Below are 16979 nucleotides of genomic sequence, written 5' to 3'. Positions count from 1 at the left end.
GGCCAGATCTGTCAGGCTGCTTTCTCACGCGCTTTGCGCGGCAGTCTCGCCACCACGTTCTCGATCATGCGCATGCCGGCATTCTGTCCAAGGGTCATGATCGATTCGGGATGGAATTGCACCGCAGCAACCGGCTCATCCTCATGTTCGATGCCCATGATCACCCCGTCTTCGGTCTCCGCTGTGACGGTGAAGGTGGAAGGCAGGCGCGCTGGATCGGCAAAGATGGAATGATAGCGACCCACCGTTACCTCGGGGGGGAGGCCGGAGAAAACGAGGCTGTTTCCTCCAACACGGATGCGCGAAGGCTTGCCATGCATGGGCTCCGCAAGCTGACGAAGCTCTCCGCCATAGGCTTCCACCAGAGCCTGCAGACCAAGACAGACACCAAAGATCGGCAAACCGCGATCCCGGCATTTTGCGATTGTGGTCCTGCAGTCGAAATCTTCCGGCCGGCCGGGGCCCGGCGACAGGACGACGAGATCCGGCGCAACCCTTTCAAACACTTCGTTTTCTACGGGAGCGCGCACGGTCACCACCTCTGCGCCCGTCTGTCGGAAGTAATTGGCGAGTGTGTGAACGAAGGAATCTTCGTGATCCACAAGCAGGATCTTCACACCTTCGCCGACAGGGGCGCACGCACGCTTTTCATCTTCCATGTCTGATGTCCCAGCACCCCGGATGGCCGACAGCATGGCCGACGCCTTGAGTTCCGTTTCAGCCTCTTCTTCCTGCGGGTCGGAATCGAACAGAAGCGTCGCCCCTGCCCGCACCTCCGCCACACCGTCCTTGATGCGAATGGTGCGCAATGTGAGACCAGTGTTCATGTCGCCATTGAAATGAACCATCCCGATGGCTCCACCATACCAGGCGCGCGGGCTCTTTTCGTTTTCCTCGATGAACCGCATGGCCCACAGTTTCGGCGCCCCGGTGACCGTCACGGCCCAGGCATGGCTAAGGAAGGCATCATAGGCGTCCATCCCCTCGCGCAACCGGCCTTCGATATGGTCTACCGTGTGAATGAGACGCGAATACATCTCGATCTGGCGGCGCCCGATTACCCGTACCGAGCCCGGCTCACACACCCGGCTTTTGTCGTTGCGGTCGACATCCGAACACATGGTGAGCTCGGATTCGTCCTTCTTGGAATTCAGGAGCTTGATGATCTGTTCGGCATCGGCAATGGCATCGTCGCCGCGTTTGATGGTGCCCGAGATAGGACATGTCTCGACACGCCGGCCATTCACCCGCACGAACATTTCCGGCGAAGCCCCGACGAGATATTCCTGCTCACCCAGATTGATGAAGAAGGAATATGGAGACGGGTTGATCTCCTTCAGGCGGCGCGAAATCTGCGATGGGCGACGCTCGGCCCGTTCCATGAACATCTGCCCCGGCACCACCTCGAAAAGGTCGCCCCGGTGGAAGCTCTGCTTCGCCTTTTCGACCAGACGGGCATACTCGCCAGGTTCATGATCGCCGCGTGGCGGCACGTGGTCGGCAGGCCGGAACGCATTGCGCGCGCCGTCGCATGACAGACCTTCCGTCGATACGCCGTTACCTGCATAGTCGTAGCGGTCGTGCCAGGCCTTGGCCGCATGGTGATCGACGACAAGGATTTCATCTGGCAGGTAGAGCACGAGATCACGCTGGCTTTCCGGGCGTTCCAGGCTCTGTTCGATCGGGTCGAACTGAAACGCAAGATCGTAACCGAACGCACCGTAAAGCCCCAGATTTGCATCGTGCCCGGTATGGAAAAGATCGGTGATGGCCCGCAGAACGGTGAACACGGAGGGAGCACGGGAGCGCTCTTCCTCGGAGAAAACCCGTTCGGGCTTTGACACGGTCAGCGAAATCTGCGTGTCGTCCCGCGCGTTCACCGCAACCGCCGCGAGACTGGTTATGGGGTCGGCGACGATCTGGAGAAGAGCCTTTCCGCGATCGTTCAGCGCCTCGATCTTCATCTCCCGACCACGCGCCGAGATCACCATTGGCGGATCGATAATCGCGGTATCCCAGCGGGTGTAGCGGCCCGGGTACTCGTAATTGGAGGAAAACACCGCCCCGCGGCGCTCGTCGAGAGCGTCTATGTAGGCATCAATGGCGCCTTCATAGGCGGTTTCGAAACGGGTCCGCGTGATTGTGACATCACCTGCGGTTTCGAACCGCTCGGCACCGTTTTCCAGAACTTCCAGGCTCATCATATGCTCCTTTTTCAGGCATTGCCGGGAAGCACACAAAAAAAGCCGCCCGGTTCTCACCTGCGGCCATGGTCTTTTCCTGCGCGCGCACTGCACGGTTGGCCGCTGTTAACGGACCCACCACCAGAGTTTTGCGCAAGAAATCATTTTCATATTCGTTCCATAGCCTCGACCGGCGTTTCGCGCAACCGCTTTCCAGCCCTGTCCTCAAGCCTCTTGCCTCGATAAAGGGCAAGGAGACTGGCGCAAAGCCAGGCGAAACTCGCCCACGCCACCCCCAGTGCCCAGCCGGCGAAAACATCGCTCGGCCAGTGAACGCCCAGATAGATCCGGCTTATACCGACAATGAAAGAAACGAAGACCGCCACGGCGAGAACATAGAGCCTGACCCGCCAGGCCGGAAAGAAACGGACAACAAGCGCAGCAAGCGTGAGATAAGCCACGGTGGTGACCGTCGCGTGACCGCTTGGGAAGCTTGCCGTGTGGATCACATCGAGATGCTCGACCAGATCAGGTCTCGGGCGATCGTAGTGGTTTTTCAGCGTGTATGAGACCAGCGCACCGGACCCCACCGAAAGCACGGAATAAAGGGCTGCCCCATAACGCCGTACAACGATCAGAAGCCCCGTCACGATCAACAGGGAGAGTACGATCACCGGATAACCGCCAATGGCCGTGATTTCGAGCGCCGCCTCCTCCAGCCATGGGGGGCCTAGCGGATCGGATACATCTGACGCGTTGCGCATCGAAAGCAGGACGCCTCGGTCAAACGCTGCGATTTCGCCTTCCGCCACCTCATCGGCAATGGTGAGGAATACAAAAGAGCCAAATGTCAGAACCAGCAAGAGAACGGCAGGTGCAAGCGCCTTGCGGCGTTGCAGGACGCGTCTTGGAAAACTGACATTCTGGTTTGACATGAACGATCCGTTTCTGAAGAAAACAACGATGCGCCGCAATGCGATGGCGGCGCGCACAAGCTGTGAGAAGAGATGGCACCCTGGCCGCATCGTTGCAAGGGAACCTGCGTGAACACGACCCTCCCGCCAGAAGCACCTGGCGTGTAAGTCTTGCGACATTTACCGAAACCACCTTGACATCGCTACGTCCACACACCACGTTAAATTCATGAGCACGAACCGAAAGCACATCTGCGTTCTTTTCCGGGTATGTCCCATCGCGGGATATTGACCCCCGGTTCGGTGCCGTGCGCCTCCGAACCGAGGGGTGCGTTTTCGTCATTCGGTCATTGAGACCAAGTCGATAGACGAAACAAAACTCCAGGCGCATCAACAAAGAGCCTTAACATCAGTCGAAGCCTGTCGGTTCGCACTCTGGGTGCGGCCGGAAAATTCGCGTGGAACAACCAATGCAGCAGAAGACAGGGCGCAAGCCGAGCATAACGATTTCCGAGACCGACCATCAGCGCCTTACCGGCCTCGCGGAAGCACTGGAGGATCGCAACCCCGAAGCTTCGGAAACCATGTTTGCCGAACTTGACCGGGCGCGTATCGTGCGCGATGGCACCCTTGCGGCAACCATTGTCCGCATGGGGTCGACTGTTGTTTACACGGCCGATGAAGGGCAGGAAAAAACAGTCACGCTCGTCTATCCGGGCGACGCGGACATCGAACAGGGGCGCATTTCCATCACCACGCCGGTCGGCACGGCTCTGATTGGCCTCAAGGAAGGCCAGTCGATCAACTGGACGGCGCGCAACGGACAGACCCACAAGCTGACCGTGGTTCGCGTTTCGCAGCCAGAAGAAACCGCCTGAGCCACAAACCTTGTCCGGATCCCTTCTTTTCACAGGACATCTCCTGACGGGAGCGTAACCCCTGCGCCAGCACGTTGAGCGCAGGGGGCCTCCCGACAGCCAGTTTCAAGCTGCACAGCCAGACACGGCCGTGCGGATTTGTTCGTTTGCGGTCACCCGACAAGGGAACGACTGCGCAGGAGATCGCCATGTGGACCGGACAGGGGTGCATCCTCACAACCAAGGACTTCACCATTCTCGAATTCCTGCAGGAGCGCAGGCACAGATTTAGCGACGCCTATGCCGCGCTATTGCGCGCCAAGATCGACGGAGCAGTTGTCATTTTTCGCGAGGACGTGCCCGCGCACGTGACCACGCTGAACAGCCGCGTGCGCTTTCGCATCGGCGATGAAGAACCACAGACGCGTATCGTCAGCCATGACGAGCTTCATGGCTTCGTCGGTTTGACGCTGCCTGTGACAACGCTGCGCGGTCTTGCGCTTTTGGGTTTGAGCGCAGGCGAAGCAATTGCCCTGCCAAGCAACGACGAGGCAGCTCCTGAACGGATCATTCTTGAAGACGTGCTTTACCAGCCCGAGGCTGCGCGCCGGAAAGGGCAAAGCGCAAAACGACCCGCTTTGCGCCTCGTCCATGATGCAGACCATTCCGCGCGGTCTCCAACTGCAGGGCACATGCCGGGGGGAGACGACGACCCTGGCCCTAGCGCTGCCTGATCCCATGCGCTCCGGCATCATGCCTCAATGCAAAGTCCATGCAGCAGCTCCTGTTTGACCGCCGCCACCGAAAGAGCGTCCCATGGGCTCGATCAACAAAAAGGGCGGGCCTGAAGCCCGCCCCCATTGGCGCTGGCCCTGTCAGGAAAGCCCTTCGATCTGCCCGTCATCATTGAGGAATATGCGTTCGGATGACGGCACGCGCGGAAGGCCCGGCATGGTCATGATCTCGCCGCAAATCGCCACGACGAACCCGGCGCCGGCGGAAAGCCGCACCTCGCGGACCGGGACCACATGCCCGGTCGGCGCGCCGCGCAAATTGGGATCTGTGGAGAAGGAGTACTGGGTCTTGGCCATGCAGACCGGCAAATGGCCATACCCCTGCTCTTCCCACTGTTTCAGCTGGTTGCGGACCGTCTTGTCGGCAATGGCCTCCGCGCCCCGGTAGATCCGCTTCACCACCGTATCGATCTTGTCGAAAAGCGGCATGTCGTCGGGATAAAGCGGCGCAAACTGGGACGCACCGCTTTCGGCCAGCGCCACCACCTTGTGCGCAAGTTCCTCGATGCCGGCCGAACCTTGCGCCCAATGGCGACACAAAACCGCCTCCTCGCCCTGCTCGGCAACATAGGCCTTAACCGCCTCGATTTCGGCATCGGTGTCGGTGTGGAAATGGTTGATCGCCACGATGGCCGGCACACCGAACTGCTTCACATTCTCGATGTGACGCCCGAGATTGACACAGCCGGCCCTGACTGCCTCGACATCCTCGGCGCCCAGATCTTCCTTCTTCACGCCACCGTTCATCTTCAGCGCGCGTATGGTCGCCACGATCACGGCAGCGGCCGGCTTGAGACCCGCCTTGCGGCACTTGATGTCGAAGAACTTTTCCGCACCGAGATCGGCACCGAACCCAGCCTCCGTCACCACATAGTCGGCGATCTTCAGCGCCGTGGAAGTGGCCATCACCGAGTTGCAGCCATGGGCGATGTTGGCGAAGGGGCCGCCATGCACGAAGGCGGGATTGTTTTCCAGCGTCTGCACGAGATTGGGCTGGAGCGCGTCCTTTAGGAGAACGGTCATTGCGCCATCGGCCTTGATGTCACGGGCAAAGACCGGGCTCTTGTCGCGGCGATATCCAATGATGATATCGCCGAGACGCTTTTCGAGGTCTTTTAGATCAGTCGAAAGGCACAGAATGGCCATGACCTCGGACGCCACCGTGATGTCGAAACCGGCCTCGCGCGGAAAACCGTTGGCAACGCCGCCCAGCGAGCAGACGATCTCGCGCAGTGCCCGGTCGTTCATGTCCATCACGCGCCGCCATGCGACGCGGCGAATGTCGATCTCCTGGGCATTGCCCCAGTAGATGTGGTTGTCGATCAGCGCCGAAAGCAGATTGTGGGCCGAAGTGATGGCATGAAAATCACCGGTGAAATGGAGGTTCATGTCCTCCATCGGCACAACCTGGGCGTAGCCACCGCCTGCCGCTCCGCCCTTGACGCCAAAGCATGGACCAAGCGACGCCTCGCGAATGCAGATCGCCGCCTTCTTGCCGATGCGGTTCAGCCCGTCCCCGAGACCGACGGTGGTGGTGGTCTTGCCTTCGCCGGCCGGTGTCGGGTTGATCGCCGTGACGAGGATCAGCTTGCCGTCCTCGTTGTTGCGGGTCTCGGCAATGAACTCGGCCGAAACCTTCGCCTTGTCATGGCCGTATGGAAGAAGGTGTTCACTGGGAATGTCGAGCCGCGCGCCGATCTCCTGAATGGGCTTCTTCTTCGCCGCCCGCGCGATTTCGATGTCGGATTTCACTTCGACCATGACACTGTTTCCCTCTCCCGATGGCATGCAATTTGTGCCGATAGGCATAAAGCCGCGAATTGAAAATCTCCACCATCGCAAAAGAGGCGGACAATGCGTGAAATGCGACAGGAATTATGCCTCCGCGCCGATGCGGCGCGGAACCGGCGGGCGCAGGGGCCCACCGCTCAGGCAAAATGGTCTACCTGTCCAGAACAAGACGCAACTCCACCAGGTTGGAGCGCACCCGAAGGATGTAGAACCCCATGGTGGCAAGATGCGTGGGCATGATCCAGCCATCCTCACGACCATTGGAAATGATAAAGGGCTGCACCTGGAGAGCGGCACGGAACTGCTCTTCCGTCGTGTCCCAAAGCGAACCCAGAGACCGCTGCTTGATGACATCCTCGAAATCGGCACCTGCCGCCTTCAGAAGGCCGTAGTATGCGTAGAGCTGACCATAGGCGAACCAGAAGCGGTCATCCGCACGTGTGTCGAACCAGCCGGAATTGTAGTTTTCCGAACGCTGGCGCAGCAGGTCGGAAGTGGAGCCGAGATCGCTCGCAATGCGGTCGAGATACTGGATCAGATTGTCGGCGCGCGCATCGAACACTGCCTCACAGCTCTCAAGCCGATCATTGAAGCTGCGCAGATCGCGGGTGGCGGAGCGATAGAAGCTTGGCGTCGGTGTCTTGGGGCCAAAGGGGCTCAGACCGAAATACCAGGTTTCCTCGTCGAAGGTGAGCGCGCCGCGCGCATTCTGCAGATCGCGGTCGATCTGCGATGTGCCGCGCACACGGCCAAGGGCATCAACGAGTTCGATGGCGCTGCGGCGGATGGCCTGGTTGATGCCGCGCTGGAACGATGCCTTGTTGTCGAAAAACGGCGTGTCGTCCCAGTCGAGCACGAAGAAGAAGCCGAGCTTGTAAAGCAGCATGGAGGAAATCCATGCATTGTCATTGACGTTGAAATCGGTCAGGTCGGCTGTCAGGTCAACAATCGCTGAACGCCCACAGGTCCGCGTCTCGCCGCCCTGTGTGGCGGCTGTCTGCTCACCGGCGGAAACGCCGCGCGCGTCAAGATTGTATTCGTCGACATAATCGGGATTGAAGCCGGTCCAGACCTGCGTCTGCCAGAAGAAATAACCGTAGAAGCCAACGATTGCGAGCAACACAAGACCGACGGAACCCCGGATGATCCAGCCGCGCCGCGTATACCAGCGGCCGGCCGCCATGAATGGCCAGAGGATCCAGGCAATCACCAGCCCGATACCGCGACCGATCCAGTGAAAGACGCGGGTGAAGAAATCAACAATCGGATCGAGCACGAAGCGCCTCCCTCAGGCGGTTTTGGTCTTGAATCAGGACTCCAGACCATAAAGACGCTTCCGCAGCGCCGGTTTGTCCATCAGATATGCGGTTTTGAGCCGCGCCACAACATACGCGCGCCAGGCATCAGGCCAGGTTTCGTAGTCACGGTAAAAGCCCTGCTTGTTGAAAACATAGCGGGCAATGAAATCGGACGGCACGAAATCGGAGATCAGTCGGTTGGTGAGCCAGGCATCCTTATGCGCCGGGTCTGCCCGGATGACGAGAAAGCGTTCACGCGCCGGGATCTCCTCGATCTTGAGCGTCCCCGTCTGGCTGATTTCGCGCACGGCGGCGTTGAGCAGCGGCACACTCCCCTCGCCGGCAACCAGTTTCGCATTGCGGTGCGTCCAGGTCTGCAGCCAGACCGGATCGACGGCCGAAAAATCCGTTTCCGGCGCCTCGCGCCGGATCAGATCGAGCAGCACCATTTCGCCGCGATGGGCAAGATAGTTTGAGCGTTCGATCCACGAGGCGCGCGGCAGCTGGATGCGGCCAGTCTCGGCCAGAAAGCGGAAGATGCGCGCCGGATCGTCCTTCGACAGATAGCTCACCTGCCAGGGCCGCGAGCGACGGAAACCGGGCGTCGCCGGATCGGCGATCACCGTGGTCGTGTCCGGATCGGTGAAGACATAGACGCCGCCGAAATGGCTCGTCCAATAGGCATCATGCCGGAACACGACCTGCTCGGGCACGAGGCTGTTTTCGCGAATATCGCCCGTCTCGCGCGCCAGTGCGACCATGCGGTTGAGCAGTTCATCATCGCGCCAGGCGTCGGGCTCATGCTTCACGCGGTCGGCAAGCCGGCCAAGCTCCGCGGCCTTGCCAAGCAGATCCTCGGCAGAGAGAACCTTGAATTCCACCTGCGCGATGGAGAGCAGATCCTCAATATCGCGCACGTGGTTCACCTGCTCCTCGATCTCGCCATAGACCACATCCTTGATGGTGATGGCATTGATGGCGCGCGCATTGGCCATCATGAATTCGTAGACGAGCTGCGAGGTGTTGGAGAAGGCCGTGTGAACCACGGGCAATTCGATCTGCGCCGGGGTCAGGATGATGAAGCGGCGATTGACGCCATTGGGATCGAGATATTGCGCGTCGTCCAGTTCCTCGGCAATCTGCGGTGAGAAGCCGGTGCGGTCGATCTCGAAGGAGGCGAGTTTCGTCTGCGGCACGCCGAATGCGGCCAGCGCCCTGTTGTAACGCGCGATCAGATGCGGTTCTTCGATCTTGAGGAGGCGGCCGAAGATGAGGTCGTTTTCGCGGAGGAGATTCATGGCGTCACTCCTCACCCGGCACATGTGAAGAGAAGGGCGTAAGCGTTGCGGCCATCCTCCTTCTCCCCGTCCTTACGGGGAGAAGGTCCCGGCAGGGGGATGAGTGGCGTGCGGCAGTTTGAAAAAACATTCCCCTTACCATTTCCGACCCTCAGCGGGAGAAAACCGCATGTCAGCTGAGACGACCGACGACGAAAGCCGTCCCTCCAGAACAGCCAGAATCGTTTCAAGAACCTGTCCCCGCTCTTTCAGAATATCGACGTTCCAGAAACGCAGCACAGACCAACCCTTCTCGTTCATATAGCTGTCGCGACGCCGATCCGCAGTGTTTTCAGCATGCTGACTGCCATCGACTTCGACCACAAGGTGCTTCTCCCTACAGGCGAAATCAGCAAAATACGGCCCCACTGGCAGTTGCCGTACAAATTTGAAACCATTCAACCGACGATTTCGCAGTTCCGACCACAGGGCTTCTTCCGCGTCGTTTTCGGCGCGACGCAGGGAGCGCGCGCTTTCGGTCTGCTCTAGCTTCGCATTGCGCATGCGCTCGCCCCTCATCCGCCTTCCGGCACCTTCTCCCCGCAGGCGGGGAGAAGGACGCTCACTCAACCTCCCCAAACACCCCTCGCCTTCATGTCCTCGATCTCGCGCAGTGCGCGTTCGCGCAGGCGCTGGTCGCGGATGATGGTGGAAACCGCCGCATCGTCGGACCGGTCCGAATAGCGGAACTCCGAATCCGCGTAGCGGTTGATCTCCTGCATCACCATATCCATCGTGAATGGCCGGCGCAGCTCGGCGATCATCGCCTTCTTCTCATCATAGCTCTGGCGCATGAAGGTATCGGGCGTCTCGAACCATTCGTCGGGAAGCTCGATATCCATGGCGCGCATCTTGATGGCGTCGGTGATGTTTTTGATCGCGCGGCCGGTGAAGCGCGGCTCCGCCAGCTTGATCTCGTGCAGATAGGCGCCGATATCCGTCAGCGTCTTCGGCTCGCCGCGATCGTTCAGGAAGCGCTCATAGACCTTCGCAAGTCCTTCTTCCTGCGGCCTGGAATGCGCCTCATAGGCGGTTTCAACCGCGCGCCTGATCTCCTGTGTTGCGAAAGGCTCGTGCTCGCCAAGCGGGATCGAATGGTTCTTGCCAGCCAGAAGCACGAAGATGTCGACATAATCCTCAAAGGTCTGCGGCCCGTCGACAAGCCAGCGCGCGCCGGCCCGCTGGCGCAGCGCATCGTCCACATTTTCCGGATAGTTGGAGAACATGCCGAAGGAGCAATTGCCGCGCACCACGGTGCCCGTACCCGCAAAACTCTCCATCAGAACGCCCGTCACCTCCTGCTGGCCGGCAGACGCCCGGTCGTCGGAGCGCTTGGCCGCCACCTGGTCGATGTCGTCGATTGTGCCGAAGCCGATGGCGCGCGGGCTCAGCACATTTTCAACGAACTGCTTGCAGTTCTGGCCCGACTTGCCCTGATAGGAGGAAATCTGGTCGACGCCGAAATTCTCGTAATGAAACGGCACGCCCGCCACCTGGCAATAATCGTTCAAAAGCCCGGCGGTCATCTGGATGAGGATGGTCTTGCCGGTGCCCGGCGCGCCATCGCCGATGAAGGTGAAGAGAAACCCGCCAAGCTCCACGAAGGGGTTGAGCTGGCGCTCGAAATCATAGGCCATCAGCATCTTGGCAAGCTTCATGGCCTGATATTTGGCGATGTGATTGCCGATGATTTCGTTGGGCTTCTTGAACGTCATGACGAGCGGCTTGCGCCGGCTGCCCGGTGCGACGTCGAACCCGTCCAGCGTAAAATCGTCGGCCTCAAGCCGCATATGCGTGTCTTCGAACACACCGAGACCGGTGAAACGGCTGCGCCGTTGCAAAAGCCCCTCGATGGCGACACGGGCAAGCGCGCGGGCGCGCGCCGTCATCGTCATATCATCGGCAGCACCCGCGATCGCACCATCAAGCGCGGCAAGAACGCTTTTGAGCGCATCCTGCGGTGTATCGAACTGGAAATCCGGTTCATCCGTGTCGTTCACCGGCTCGCTGTCTGCATCGAGCATCTGCAGGAGATAGGAGGATAGCGTGAAGGCGGCGACATAGGCAGAAGCCTGCAGAAGCGCGTGATAGGACTGCGCCGGCGCGCCTTCCAGCGGGCTGCGGGCGTTGCGTTCCTGAAGGCTTTCAAGCTCGGTTGACCGCGCAAAGACATCGGCCACCGCGAGCGCCACCGCCACACCGCGACGGGCGCGGAAAAGAAGCGTGTGCTGCGGAATGGAGAGCATCGGATCGCCTTGCCGGATGGCGGCGATGGTATTTGCAACCTCCACCTCACGCGTCCGGCGCAGCGCGCCGGTGGAAACGGTCGACACGAAACGCCGCCCGGTGCCGGCAAGCTCGGTGCCGGAGCGGCCGTCATCGGCCTGAAGCACCACAAAGCGCGTCACAAGGCTCTGCGCCGTCGCCCGGTGCTTCTCGATGTCCTTCTCGTCGATGGTCGTCAGGCCGGTGTCCATGGAATGTCCTATACGTCGGTGATGACCCGCCCACCTGAAATGACGTGCACGTCGTAGCCATCGAAAATCTTCTGTGCCTCGCCCGCGGCATAGAGCGCCTGATAGGCTTCGTGCGGCACGAGCGCGTGCTGTTCATAGGCGCTCACGCCCATGCGGGCAGCGTCCAGATCGTCGGTGTCGATGAAGAACTCTTCGCGCGCCGGCTGGCTGGACCACAGCCCCTTGCGCGCCGGGCGCTCGGTCTTTGAATAGACCTCCTGTACCGTCCAGGTGAGAAGCCATGCATTCTCCTGCCGGCGCACCTTGCCCAGCACTTCCGAGACCGTCGAGTTGTTCTCGGTGATGCCGGCCGTATAAAACGGCCCCAGAACCACCCGGCGCAATTGCTTGGGGTGGAGGTGGTCGAAATCCTTGTCGAGATTGCCGGCAATGGTGGCCGGCGACAGGGAATAGGCGGAGTTCTTTTCCGCAAAATCGTCGAACTGATGCGCAAGTTCCGGATTGAGCAGGCCGCCCACCGGCAGGCCGATCTCCACATCCTCGTTGAGCTTGCCGCCTTCGGAAACGAGCGCCTTGATCATGGAAGGCGAGGAATCCTCGACCGCCGCCATATAGACCATGGGCAGGCTCGAACTTCCGTCAAAAGCGCCCCAATGCACCAGATAATACGGTCGTTTCGTCTTCGGATTCACCGAAACGCGCACCGTTTCCGGCAAAATGAAGGGGGAAAACACGTTGCCCGCCTTCAGCTGTTCCAGGTAGAGGCGCTCGGCCATGGAGCGCTGGAGGTCAGCCGGAAATTCCCGGTGACGCAGGATGAAATCGACCATCTCGGCGCGCAGTTCGTCCGGCCCGGAGATGCCGGCAAGACGCTTCTCGGCCTGACGCCGGTCGTTTTCCAGTTCAAGCACGCTCTGGAAGACCGGATAGCCGCTCTCGGCACGCTGGATGCGGAATTTTTCCATGAAACCGAGACGGTTCTGCCAGCACTCGAAGGAGCGCTCCAATCGGCCGATATAGGGTGAGACGACCTCTGCCACGAGACCGTGCGACTGGAAAGGCGATGCGGAGCGGTCGCCGAAATAGACGCCGAGCCCCTCGAGCGCGGCGGCGATGGCATCGAAATAACGCGCTGCGGCGTCAGGAGCGGTACTCATGCAAAAAACCTGTTCTGGGACCTTGGCGCCCGCCCCTCATCCGCCTGCCGGCACCTTCTCCCCGCATGCGGGGAGAAGGAGGATGGCCGCAACGTAAACGCCCCCCTCTCCCCGCGAGCGGGGAGAGGGTAAGGGTGAGGGGCGAGGGTCAGCATTGAAGGTCCGCGCACCGTATCTCGTCACGCCCGAACGTAGTTCGCGGCGTCGTGTTTTTTCATCACGTCTTCGAAACGGCGGGCGAAGGCATCGTCGGCGAGCTTCTTGCGGCGCTGGATGTCGGCGGTGGTGACCATGTTCTTCTCGTGCAGTTCGAGCAGATCGCCAATGTGGCGCTGCGCGGCAGCGCCGATGCCGGCCATGGTTTCCTCGGCCGTGTTGTCGACCTGCGACCCAAGCGTGTTGATGCGGTGAGCCACATCCTGCTGGGCGGCGGTCTTCAAAGAATCTTCGAGCGCCTTGTAAAGAACGATGCGCTGCTCGGTATCGATGGTGAGCTTGTTGATCAGCGTCGACTGGGCCGCGATCTGATTGTTGAGCGAATCCACAAAAGTCTGGAACATGGAGGTGTAGCGCTCAAGCGTCTGGCTTTCGGCGAGCAGCTCCTGCTCCTTTGCCTGCGCCTCATTGTATTCGGTGGCAAGCTTGGAGCGCTCCCCCTCGAGCTTCGCCCGGTCCTTCTGGCTCGTGGAAGCGGCAATGCGGTTTTCGATGTCGAGCAGCAGCGGGTTCAGTTCCTCGATGCGCTTCTGCGTGGCCTCCAGCGTCTCCATGGTGGACTTGCGCCGTTCGATCACCTTGGCAAGACTTGCCTCGGAAGTCTGGTAGCGCTCCTGCAGAACCTGTTTCTGATCCTGGAGAATCCCAGTGATCGTGTCCGATTTGGCAAGCAGTTCCTGCAGATTGCCTGCAAGTGACATGTTGCGGACACGCTCTGTGCGCATGCGCTGCTTTTTCTGCTTGGAGAAGATGCCGATGAAGTTCTCCCAGCCAGTGTAGCTCTTCATGCTTTCGAACTCGGAGCCGAAGACATTGGTGGCATCTTCGAGACCGATGATCAGGTCGGCGATGTTTGTCTCCATCACCTTCTGCTGGGTGAGCACGTCCTGAATGCGGGCATTCTCGATGTCGAAATCGGCCTGGCCGATCTTTTCGTCGGTGCGCGCAAGCTTGTCGAGCACGGTGCCCGACTGCTCGAGCTTCGAGCGCATCTCGTCGACCACCTCACGGGTCTTCGCGATCTCCGTGTCGAAATTCTGCAAGGTGGCCATTTTGTTACGCTCCGCAAAGGTCAGGGTTGCGGAAATATATGTGGGTCGATTGACGATTGAAAGACGTTACCCGCCTCAACGCACAATTCCTCAAGGGCTGTGGCAGCCCCACTCTGCCTGCGCTCCCTGTGGCGAAGGAGGCTGAAATCGCGTGCGCCAAGATCGATGTTCGCGACTTTCAGAAGACCGCGCTCCACCAGTGGACCCGCGGCCGACATGGAGATGGCGGCAGCACAGTCGCTCTCCCGCACGGCAGAAAGCACCGCCTCATTGGAGGGGAACTCCATGACCAGATTGAGCCCGCCCGGATCGACGCCCATCTCGGCCAGCGTGGTCTCGAAGGCAGCACGTGTGCCGGAGCCTTCCTCCCGCACGATCCACGATGTTCCTGCGACGAGGTCTTGCGGTGAAAGGGGCACACCCTCGGCCCATGGATGCGTTGGCGCGATCACCACGGCCATCACATCCCGGTCCACCCGGCGCACGGTGAGCGCCGGTTCATCCACCCTGCCTTCGACCAGCCCAAGATCGGCCACGCCTTCCAGCATCGCATCGGCGACCATGCGTGTGTTGCCTACGGTAAGTTTCAGTGAGATTCCCGGATACAGCTTGTGAAACCGCATGAGCACCGGCGGCAACCAGTAGCTGGCCACCGTCTGGCTCGCATGGACATTAAGCGTGCCGCGCCGCAGTCCGCCAAGCTCGGACAGCATGGTTTCGGCCGAACGGACGCGGGCAAGCGTTGCCTGCGCTTCGCCAAGGAAGACCTTGCCCACACGCGTCAACTCGATGCGACGGCCAACGCGATGGAAAAGCTCGACGCCATAATAGCTCTCCAGCGCCTTGATCGATGCACTGACGGCAGAGGGCGTGCGCCCGACAGCGGCAGCGGCCTGGGTCAGGTGCTCCCGCTCGGCGACGGCCACGAAAATCAGCAATTGCTCAAAAGTCATGACATTATTCGATTTCGACGAATGATATATGTCAGACTATTCGATAGAAGTCGATAAATGCTCATGCGACCAAGGATGCGTTCATCGCATCAGGTCGCATTCATGTCCGCACTTCGCCACCCGCTCCAGCTTCTTCCCGGCGTTTTTCTTTCCCTCTTCGTCGCGGGGGCGGCGCTGCTGACCGCATGGGCGGAACAGGTCTATTTCGGCGAAGCGTGGCTTGAAGGACTGGTGCTTGCCATCCTTTTCGGTACGGCCATAAGCTCCGTTGCCCGGTTGAGCCCTGCCTTCCGCCCCGGTATCGATTTCTGCGCCAAGGCCGTGCTGGAGGTGGCGATCGTTTTGCTCGGTGCCTCGATCAGCCTCGCAGCCCTTGGTGATGCGGGTGCTGGGCTGGTGGGCGGCATCGTCGGCGTGGTGGTTCTTTCGCTTGTTACAGGCTATGTGATCGGCAGGGCGCTGGGCCTTTCGCGCGGCCTTGCAACGCTGGTCGCCTGCGGCAACTCCATCTGCGGAAACTCGGCGATTGCAGCCGCAGCACCCGTGATCCGTGCCGAAGCCTCGGAAGTGGCCGCATCCCTCTCCTTCACCGCATTCCTGAGCATCCTCGTCGTGCTATTACTGCCCGTCATATATGCCGCCATCGGCATGAGCGCGGTGCAATCGGGCGTGCTTGCCGGCCTCACGGTCTATGCGGTGCCGCAGGTGCTGGCTGCCGCCGCCCCAGCCGGCCCCGATCGGCATTCAGGTGGGCACGCTGGTCAAACTGGTGCGTGTGCTGATGCTCGGGCCGGTGATCTTCCTTCTGGGTCTGACCCATGGGCGCAAAGCCGGCGTCAAGCTTGGCTTTTTCGAAATGGTGCCCTGGTTCATCATTGGCTTTCTTGCGATGATGGGGCTGCGTTCGGCAGACCTCATCCCGGCCCCGGCGCTACCCCTCATGCAAGAGACATCCGGCTTTCTGACGATCATCGCCATGGCCGCGCTTGGCCTGACGGTGGACATCAGAAGCGTGATGAAGAGCGGTGTTCGCGTGATCCTTGCAGCCCTTCTGTCGCTGACCGTTCTGGGAATGGTGAGTTACGCGTTGATCCGCATGCTGGGCGTCGTCTGAACGGGCGCTACTCTGCAGCGCTGCCGGCAAAGCCCACGAGATCTTCCGCCTTCCAGCGCCCCATCTCTTCTTCCCAGTGCTTTCGGCACAGCGAGACATAAACATCCTTGCCGATCGCAACCTGTTCGCCCTTCCTGGCAACCTTGCCATCCGGTCCTAGACGAACCACCATGGTGGCCTTGCGGCCGCAGCGGCAGATCGTGCGCACCTCGCGCAGTTCGTCGGCCAATGCCAGAAGCGCCTGTGATCCGGTGAAGAGATTGCCCTGAAAATCGGTCCTCAGCCCGTAGCACATGACCGGAATGCCAAGCCTGTCGGCCACCCGGGCAAGCTGCCAGACCTGCTCTTCTTCGAGAAACTGCGCCTCGTCGACAAACACGCAATGCACCGTCGTGTGATCGTGGTGCTCGGCGATGCGCGCGAAAAGATCGTCACCGTCGCGGAACATTTCCGCATTGCTGTCGAGCCCGATGCGTGAAGAGATGTAGCCGCCATCTTCCTTGCGGTAGTGGCCAGCGACAAACAGCATCGTGTTCATCCCGCGCTCACGGTAATTGTAGGATGCCTGCAGGAGCATGGTCGACTTGCCCGCATTCATCGTCGCATAGTGGAAATAGAGCTTTGCCATTGCGCTGCCTGTATCGTTCGCGCTCTTAAACACCACCAGCGGCCGTTAGAAAACGCCACACCGGCATTCTTCCACCAAATACCGTCGCATACGACGCCATGCATGACGCAAACAGACACCTGTTTGTGCTTGCAGCGACCCTGAATTGGTGCTTGCCTTTGAAATAATGTGCAAAGCCGGTTAAGACCCGCGCTCTGCCGAACACAAC

General features: G+C 60.3%; 13 protein-coding genes and 1 pseudogene. 3 read left to right on the top strand and 11 right to left on the bottom strand.

The genetic code is table 11. The features are described from left to right. Positions 1 to 11: 11 nt before the first annotated feature. Entirely contained in the window at positions 12 to 2201 is a 2190-nt protein-coding gene (locus AB2N04_RS08545; protein WP_367718351.1) for an anthranilate synthase, read from the bottom strand. A 149-nt stretch (positions 2202 to 2350) separates the two neighbouring features. Then, entirely contained in the window at positions 2351 to 3118 is a 768-nt protein-coding gene (locus AB2N04_RS08540; RefSeq protein ID WP_367718349.1) for a phosphatase PAP2 family protein, read from the bottom strand. Positions 3119 to 3567: 449 nt separating this feature from the next. Here AB2N04_RS08540 and rnk point away from each other — a divergent pair, with 449 nt between their 5' ends. Next, a complete protein-coding gene (rnk, locus tag AB2N04_RS08535) occupies positions 3568 to 3975 on the top strand; it encodes a nucleoside diphosphate kinase regulator (RefSeq protein ID WP_367718348.1) in 408 nt (135 codons plus the stop codon). 146 nt (positions 3976 to 4121) lie between these two features. Next, entirely contained in the window at positions 4122 to 4688 is a 567-nt protein-coding gene (locus AB2N04_RS08530; RefSeq protein ID WP_367718347.1) for a nucleoside-diphosphate kinase, read from the top strand. 141 nt (positions 4689 to 4829) lie between these two features. On the opposite strand, the gene AB2N04_RS08525 is transcribed toward AB2N04_RS08530, so the two are convergent. The 8 genes from AB2N04_RS08525 to AB2N04_RS08490 all read right to left on the bottom strand — a co-directional run bounded on the left by AB2N04_RS08525 (position 4830) and on the right by AB2N04_RS08490 (position 15029). Beyond that, entirely contained in the window at positions 4830 to 6509 is a 1680-nt protein-coding gene (locus tag AB2N04_RS08525; RefSeq protein WP_367718346.1) for a formate--tetrahydrofolate ligase, read from the bottom strand. 181 nt (positions 6510 to 6690) lie between these two features. Then, on the bottom strand, positions 6691 to 7815 hold the full coding sequence (locus AB2N04_RS08520) for a DUF2333 family protein (RefSeq protein WP_367718344.1): 1125 nt from the start codon (positions 7813 to 7815) through the stop codon (positions 6691 to 6693). 33 nt (positions 7816 to 7848) lie between these two features. Then, positions 7849 to 9135 (bottom strand): DUF6638 family protein, encoded by a 1287-nt coding sequence (locus tag AB2N04_RS08515; RefSeq protein WP_367718342.1) that lies wholly within the window; start codon positions 9133 to 9135, stop codon positions 7849 to 7851. A gap of 135 nt (positions 9136 to 9270) precedes the next feature. After that, the gene (locus AB2N04_RS08510) at positions 9271 to 9678 is read right to left on the bottom strand and encodes an endonuclease domain-containing protein (RefSeq protein ID WP_367718340.1); all 408 of its coding nucleotides are present in this window, start codon (positions 9676 to 9678) and stop codon (positions 9271 to 9273) included. Between the two features lie 62 nt (positions 9679 to 9740). Next, entirely contained in the window at positions 9741 to 11651 is a 1911-nt protein-coding gene (locus tag AB2N04_RS08505; protein WP_367718338.1) for an AAA family ATPase, read from the bottom strand. A gap of 8 nt (positions 11652 to 11659) precedes the next feature. Then, on the bottom strand, positions 11660 to 12808 hold the full coding sequence (locus tag AB2N04_RS08500; protein WP_367718337.1) for a hypothetical protein: 1149 nt from the start codon (positions 12806 to 12808) through the stop codon (positions 11660 to 11662). Positions 12809 to 12987: 179 nt separating this feature from the next. Then, a complete protein-coding gene (locus AB2N04_RS08495) occupies positions 12988 to 14076 on the bottom strand; it encodes a hypothetical protein (protein ID WP_367718335.1) in 1089 nt (362 codons plus the stop codon). Between the two features lie 20 nt (positions 14077 to 14096). Next, positions 14097 to 15029 (bottom strand): LysR substrate-binding domain-containing protein, encoded by a 933-nt coding sequence (locus AB2N04_RS08490; protein WP_367718333.1) that lies wholly within the window; start codon positions 15027 to 15029, stop codon positions 14097 to 14099. Positions 15030 to 15131: 102 nt separating this feature from the next. On the opposite strand from AB2N04_RS08490, the pseudogene AB2N04_RS08485 reads away from it, so the two are divergent. Then, a pseudogene (locus tag AB2N04_RS08485) lies at positions 15132 to 16143 on the top strand (YeiH family protein). Between the two features lie 7 nt (positions 16144 to 16150). Here the strand turns inward: AB2N04_RS08485 and AB2N04_RS08480 are convergent. Then, positions 16151 to 16771, bottom strand: a complete 621-nt coding sequence (locus AB2N04_RS08480) for a thymidine kinase (RefSeq protein WP_367718331.1) — start codon at positions 16769 to 16771, stop codon at positions 16151 to 16153. Positions 16772 to 16979: the final 208 nt, after the last annotated feature.

It is taken from the genome of Nitratireductor sp. GISD-1A_MAKvit (assembly GCF_040819555.1).
GTDB lineage: Bacteria > Pseudomonadota > Alphaproteobacteria > Rhizobiales > Rhizobiaceae > Nitratireductor.
The sequence above is the reverse complement of the archived record's forward strand: the minus strand, read 5'-3'. Positions and strand labels throughout refer to the sequence as shown.

Bases quoted from the DNA above. Each gene is read 5' to 3' on its own strand.
- AB2N04_RS08480 (WP_367718331.1), bottom strand. From the start codon at position 16,771: ATGGCAAAGCTCTATTTCCACTATGCGACGATGAATGCGGGCAAGTCG.
- AB2N04_RS08540 (WP_367718349.1), bottom strand. From the start codon at position 3,118: ATGTCAAACCAGAATGTCAGTTTTCCAAGACGCGTCCTGCAACGCCGC.
- AB2N04_RS08525 (WP_367718346.1), bottom strand. From the start codon at position 6,509: ATGGTCGAAGTGAAATCCGACATCGAAATCGCGCGGGCGGCGAAGAAG.
- AB2N04_RS08545 (WP_367718351.1), bottom strand. From the start codon at position 2,201: ATGAGCCTGGAAGTTCTGGAAAACGGTGCCGAGCGGTTCGAAACCGCA.
- AB2N04_RS08490 (WP_367718333.1), bottom strand. From the start codon at position 15,029: ATGACTTTTGAGCAATTGCTGATTTTCGTGGCCGTCGCCGAGCGGGAG.
- AB2N04_RS08495 (WP_367718335.1), bottom strand. From the start codon at position 14,076: ATGGCCACCTTGCAGAATTTCGACACGGAGATCGCGAAGACCCGTGAG.
- AB2N04_RS08515 (WP_367718342.1), bottom strand. From the start codon at position 9,135: ATGAATCTCCTCCGCGAAAACGACCTCATCTTCGGCCGCCTCCTCAAG.
- AB2N04_RS08500 (WP_367718337.1), bottom strand. From the start codon at position 12,808: ATGAGTACCGCTCCTGACGCCGCAGCGCGTTATTTCGATGCCATCGCC.
- AB2N04_RS08510 (WP_367718340.1), bottom strand. From the start codon at position 9,678: ATGCGCAATGCGAAGCTAGAGCAGACCGAAAGCGCGCGCTCCCTGCGT.
- AB2N04_RS08505 (WP_367718338.1), bottom strand. From the start codon at position 11,651: ATGGACACCGGCCTGACGACCATCGACGAGAAGGACATCGAGAAGCAC.
- rnk (WP_367718348.1), top strand. From the start codon at position 3,568: ATGCAGCAGAAGACAGGGCGCAAGCCGAGCATAACGATTTCCGAGACC.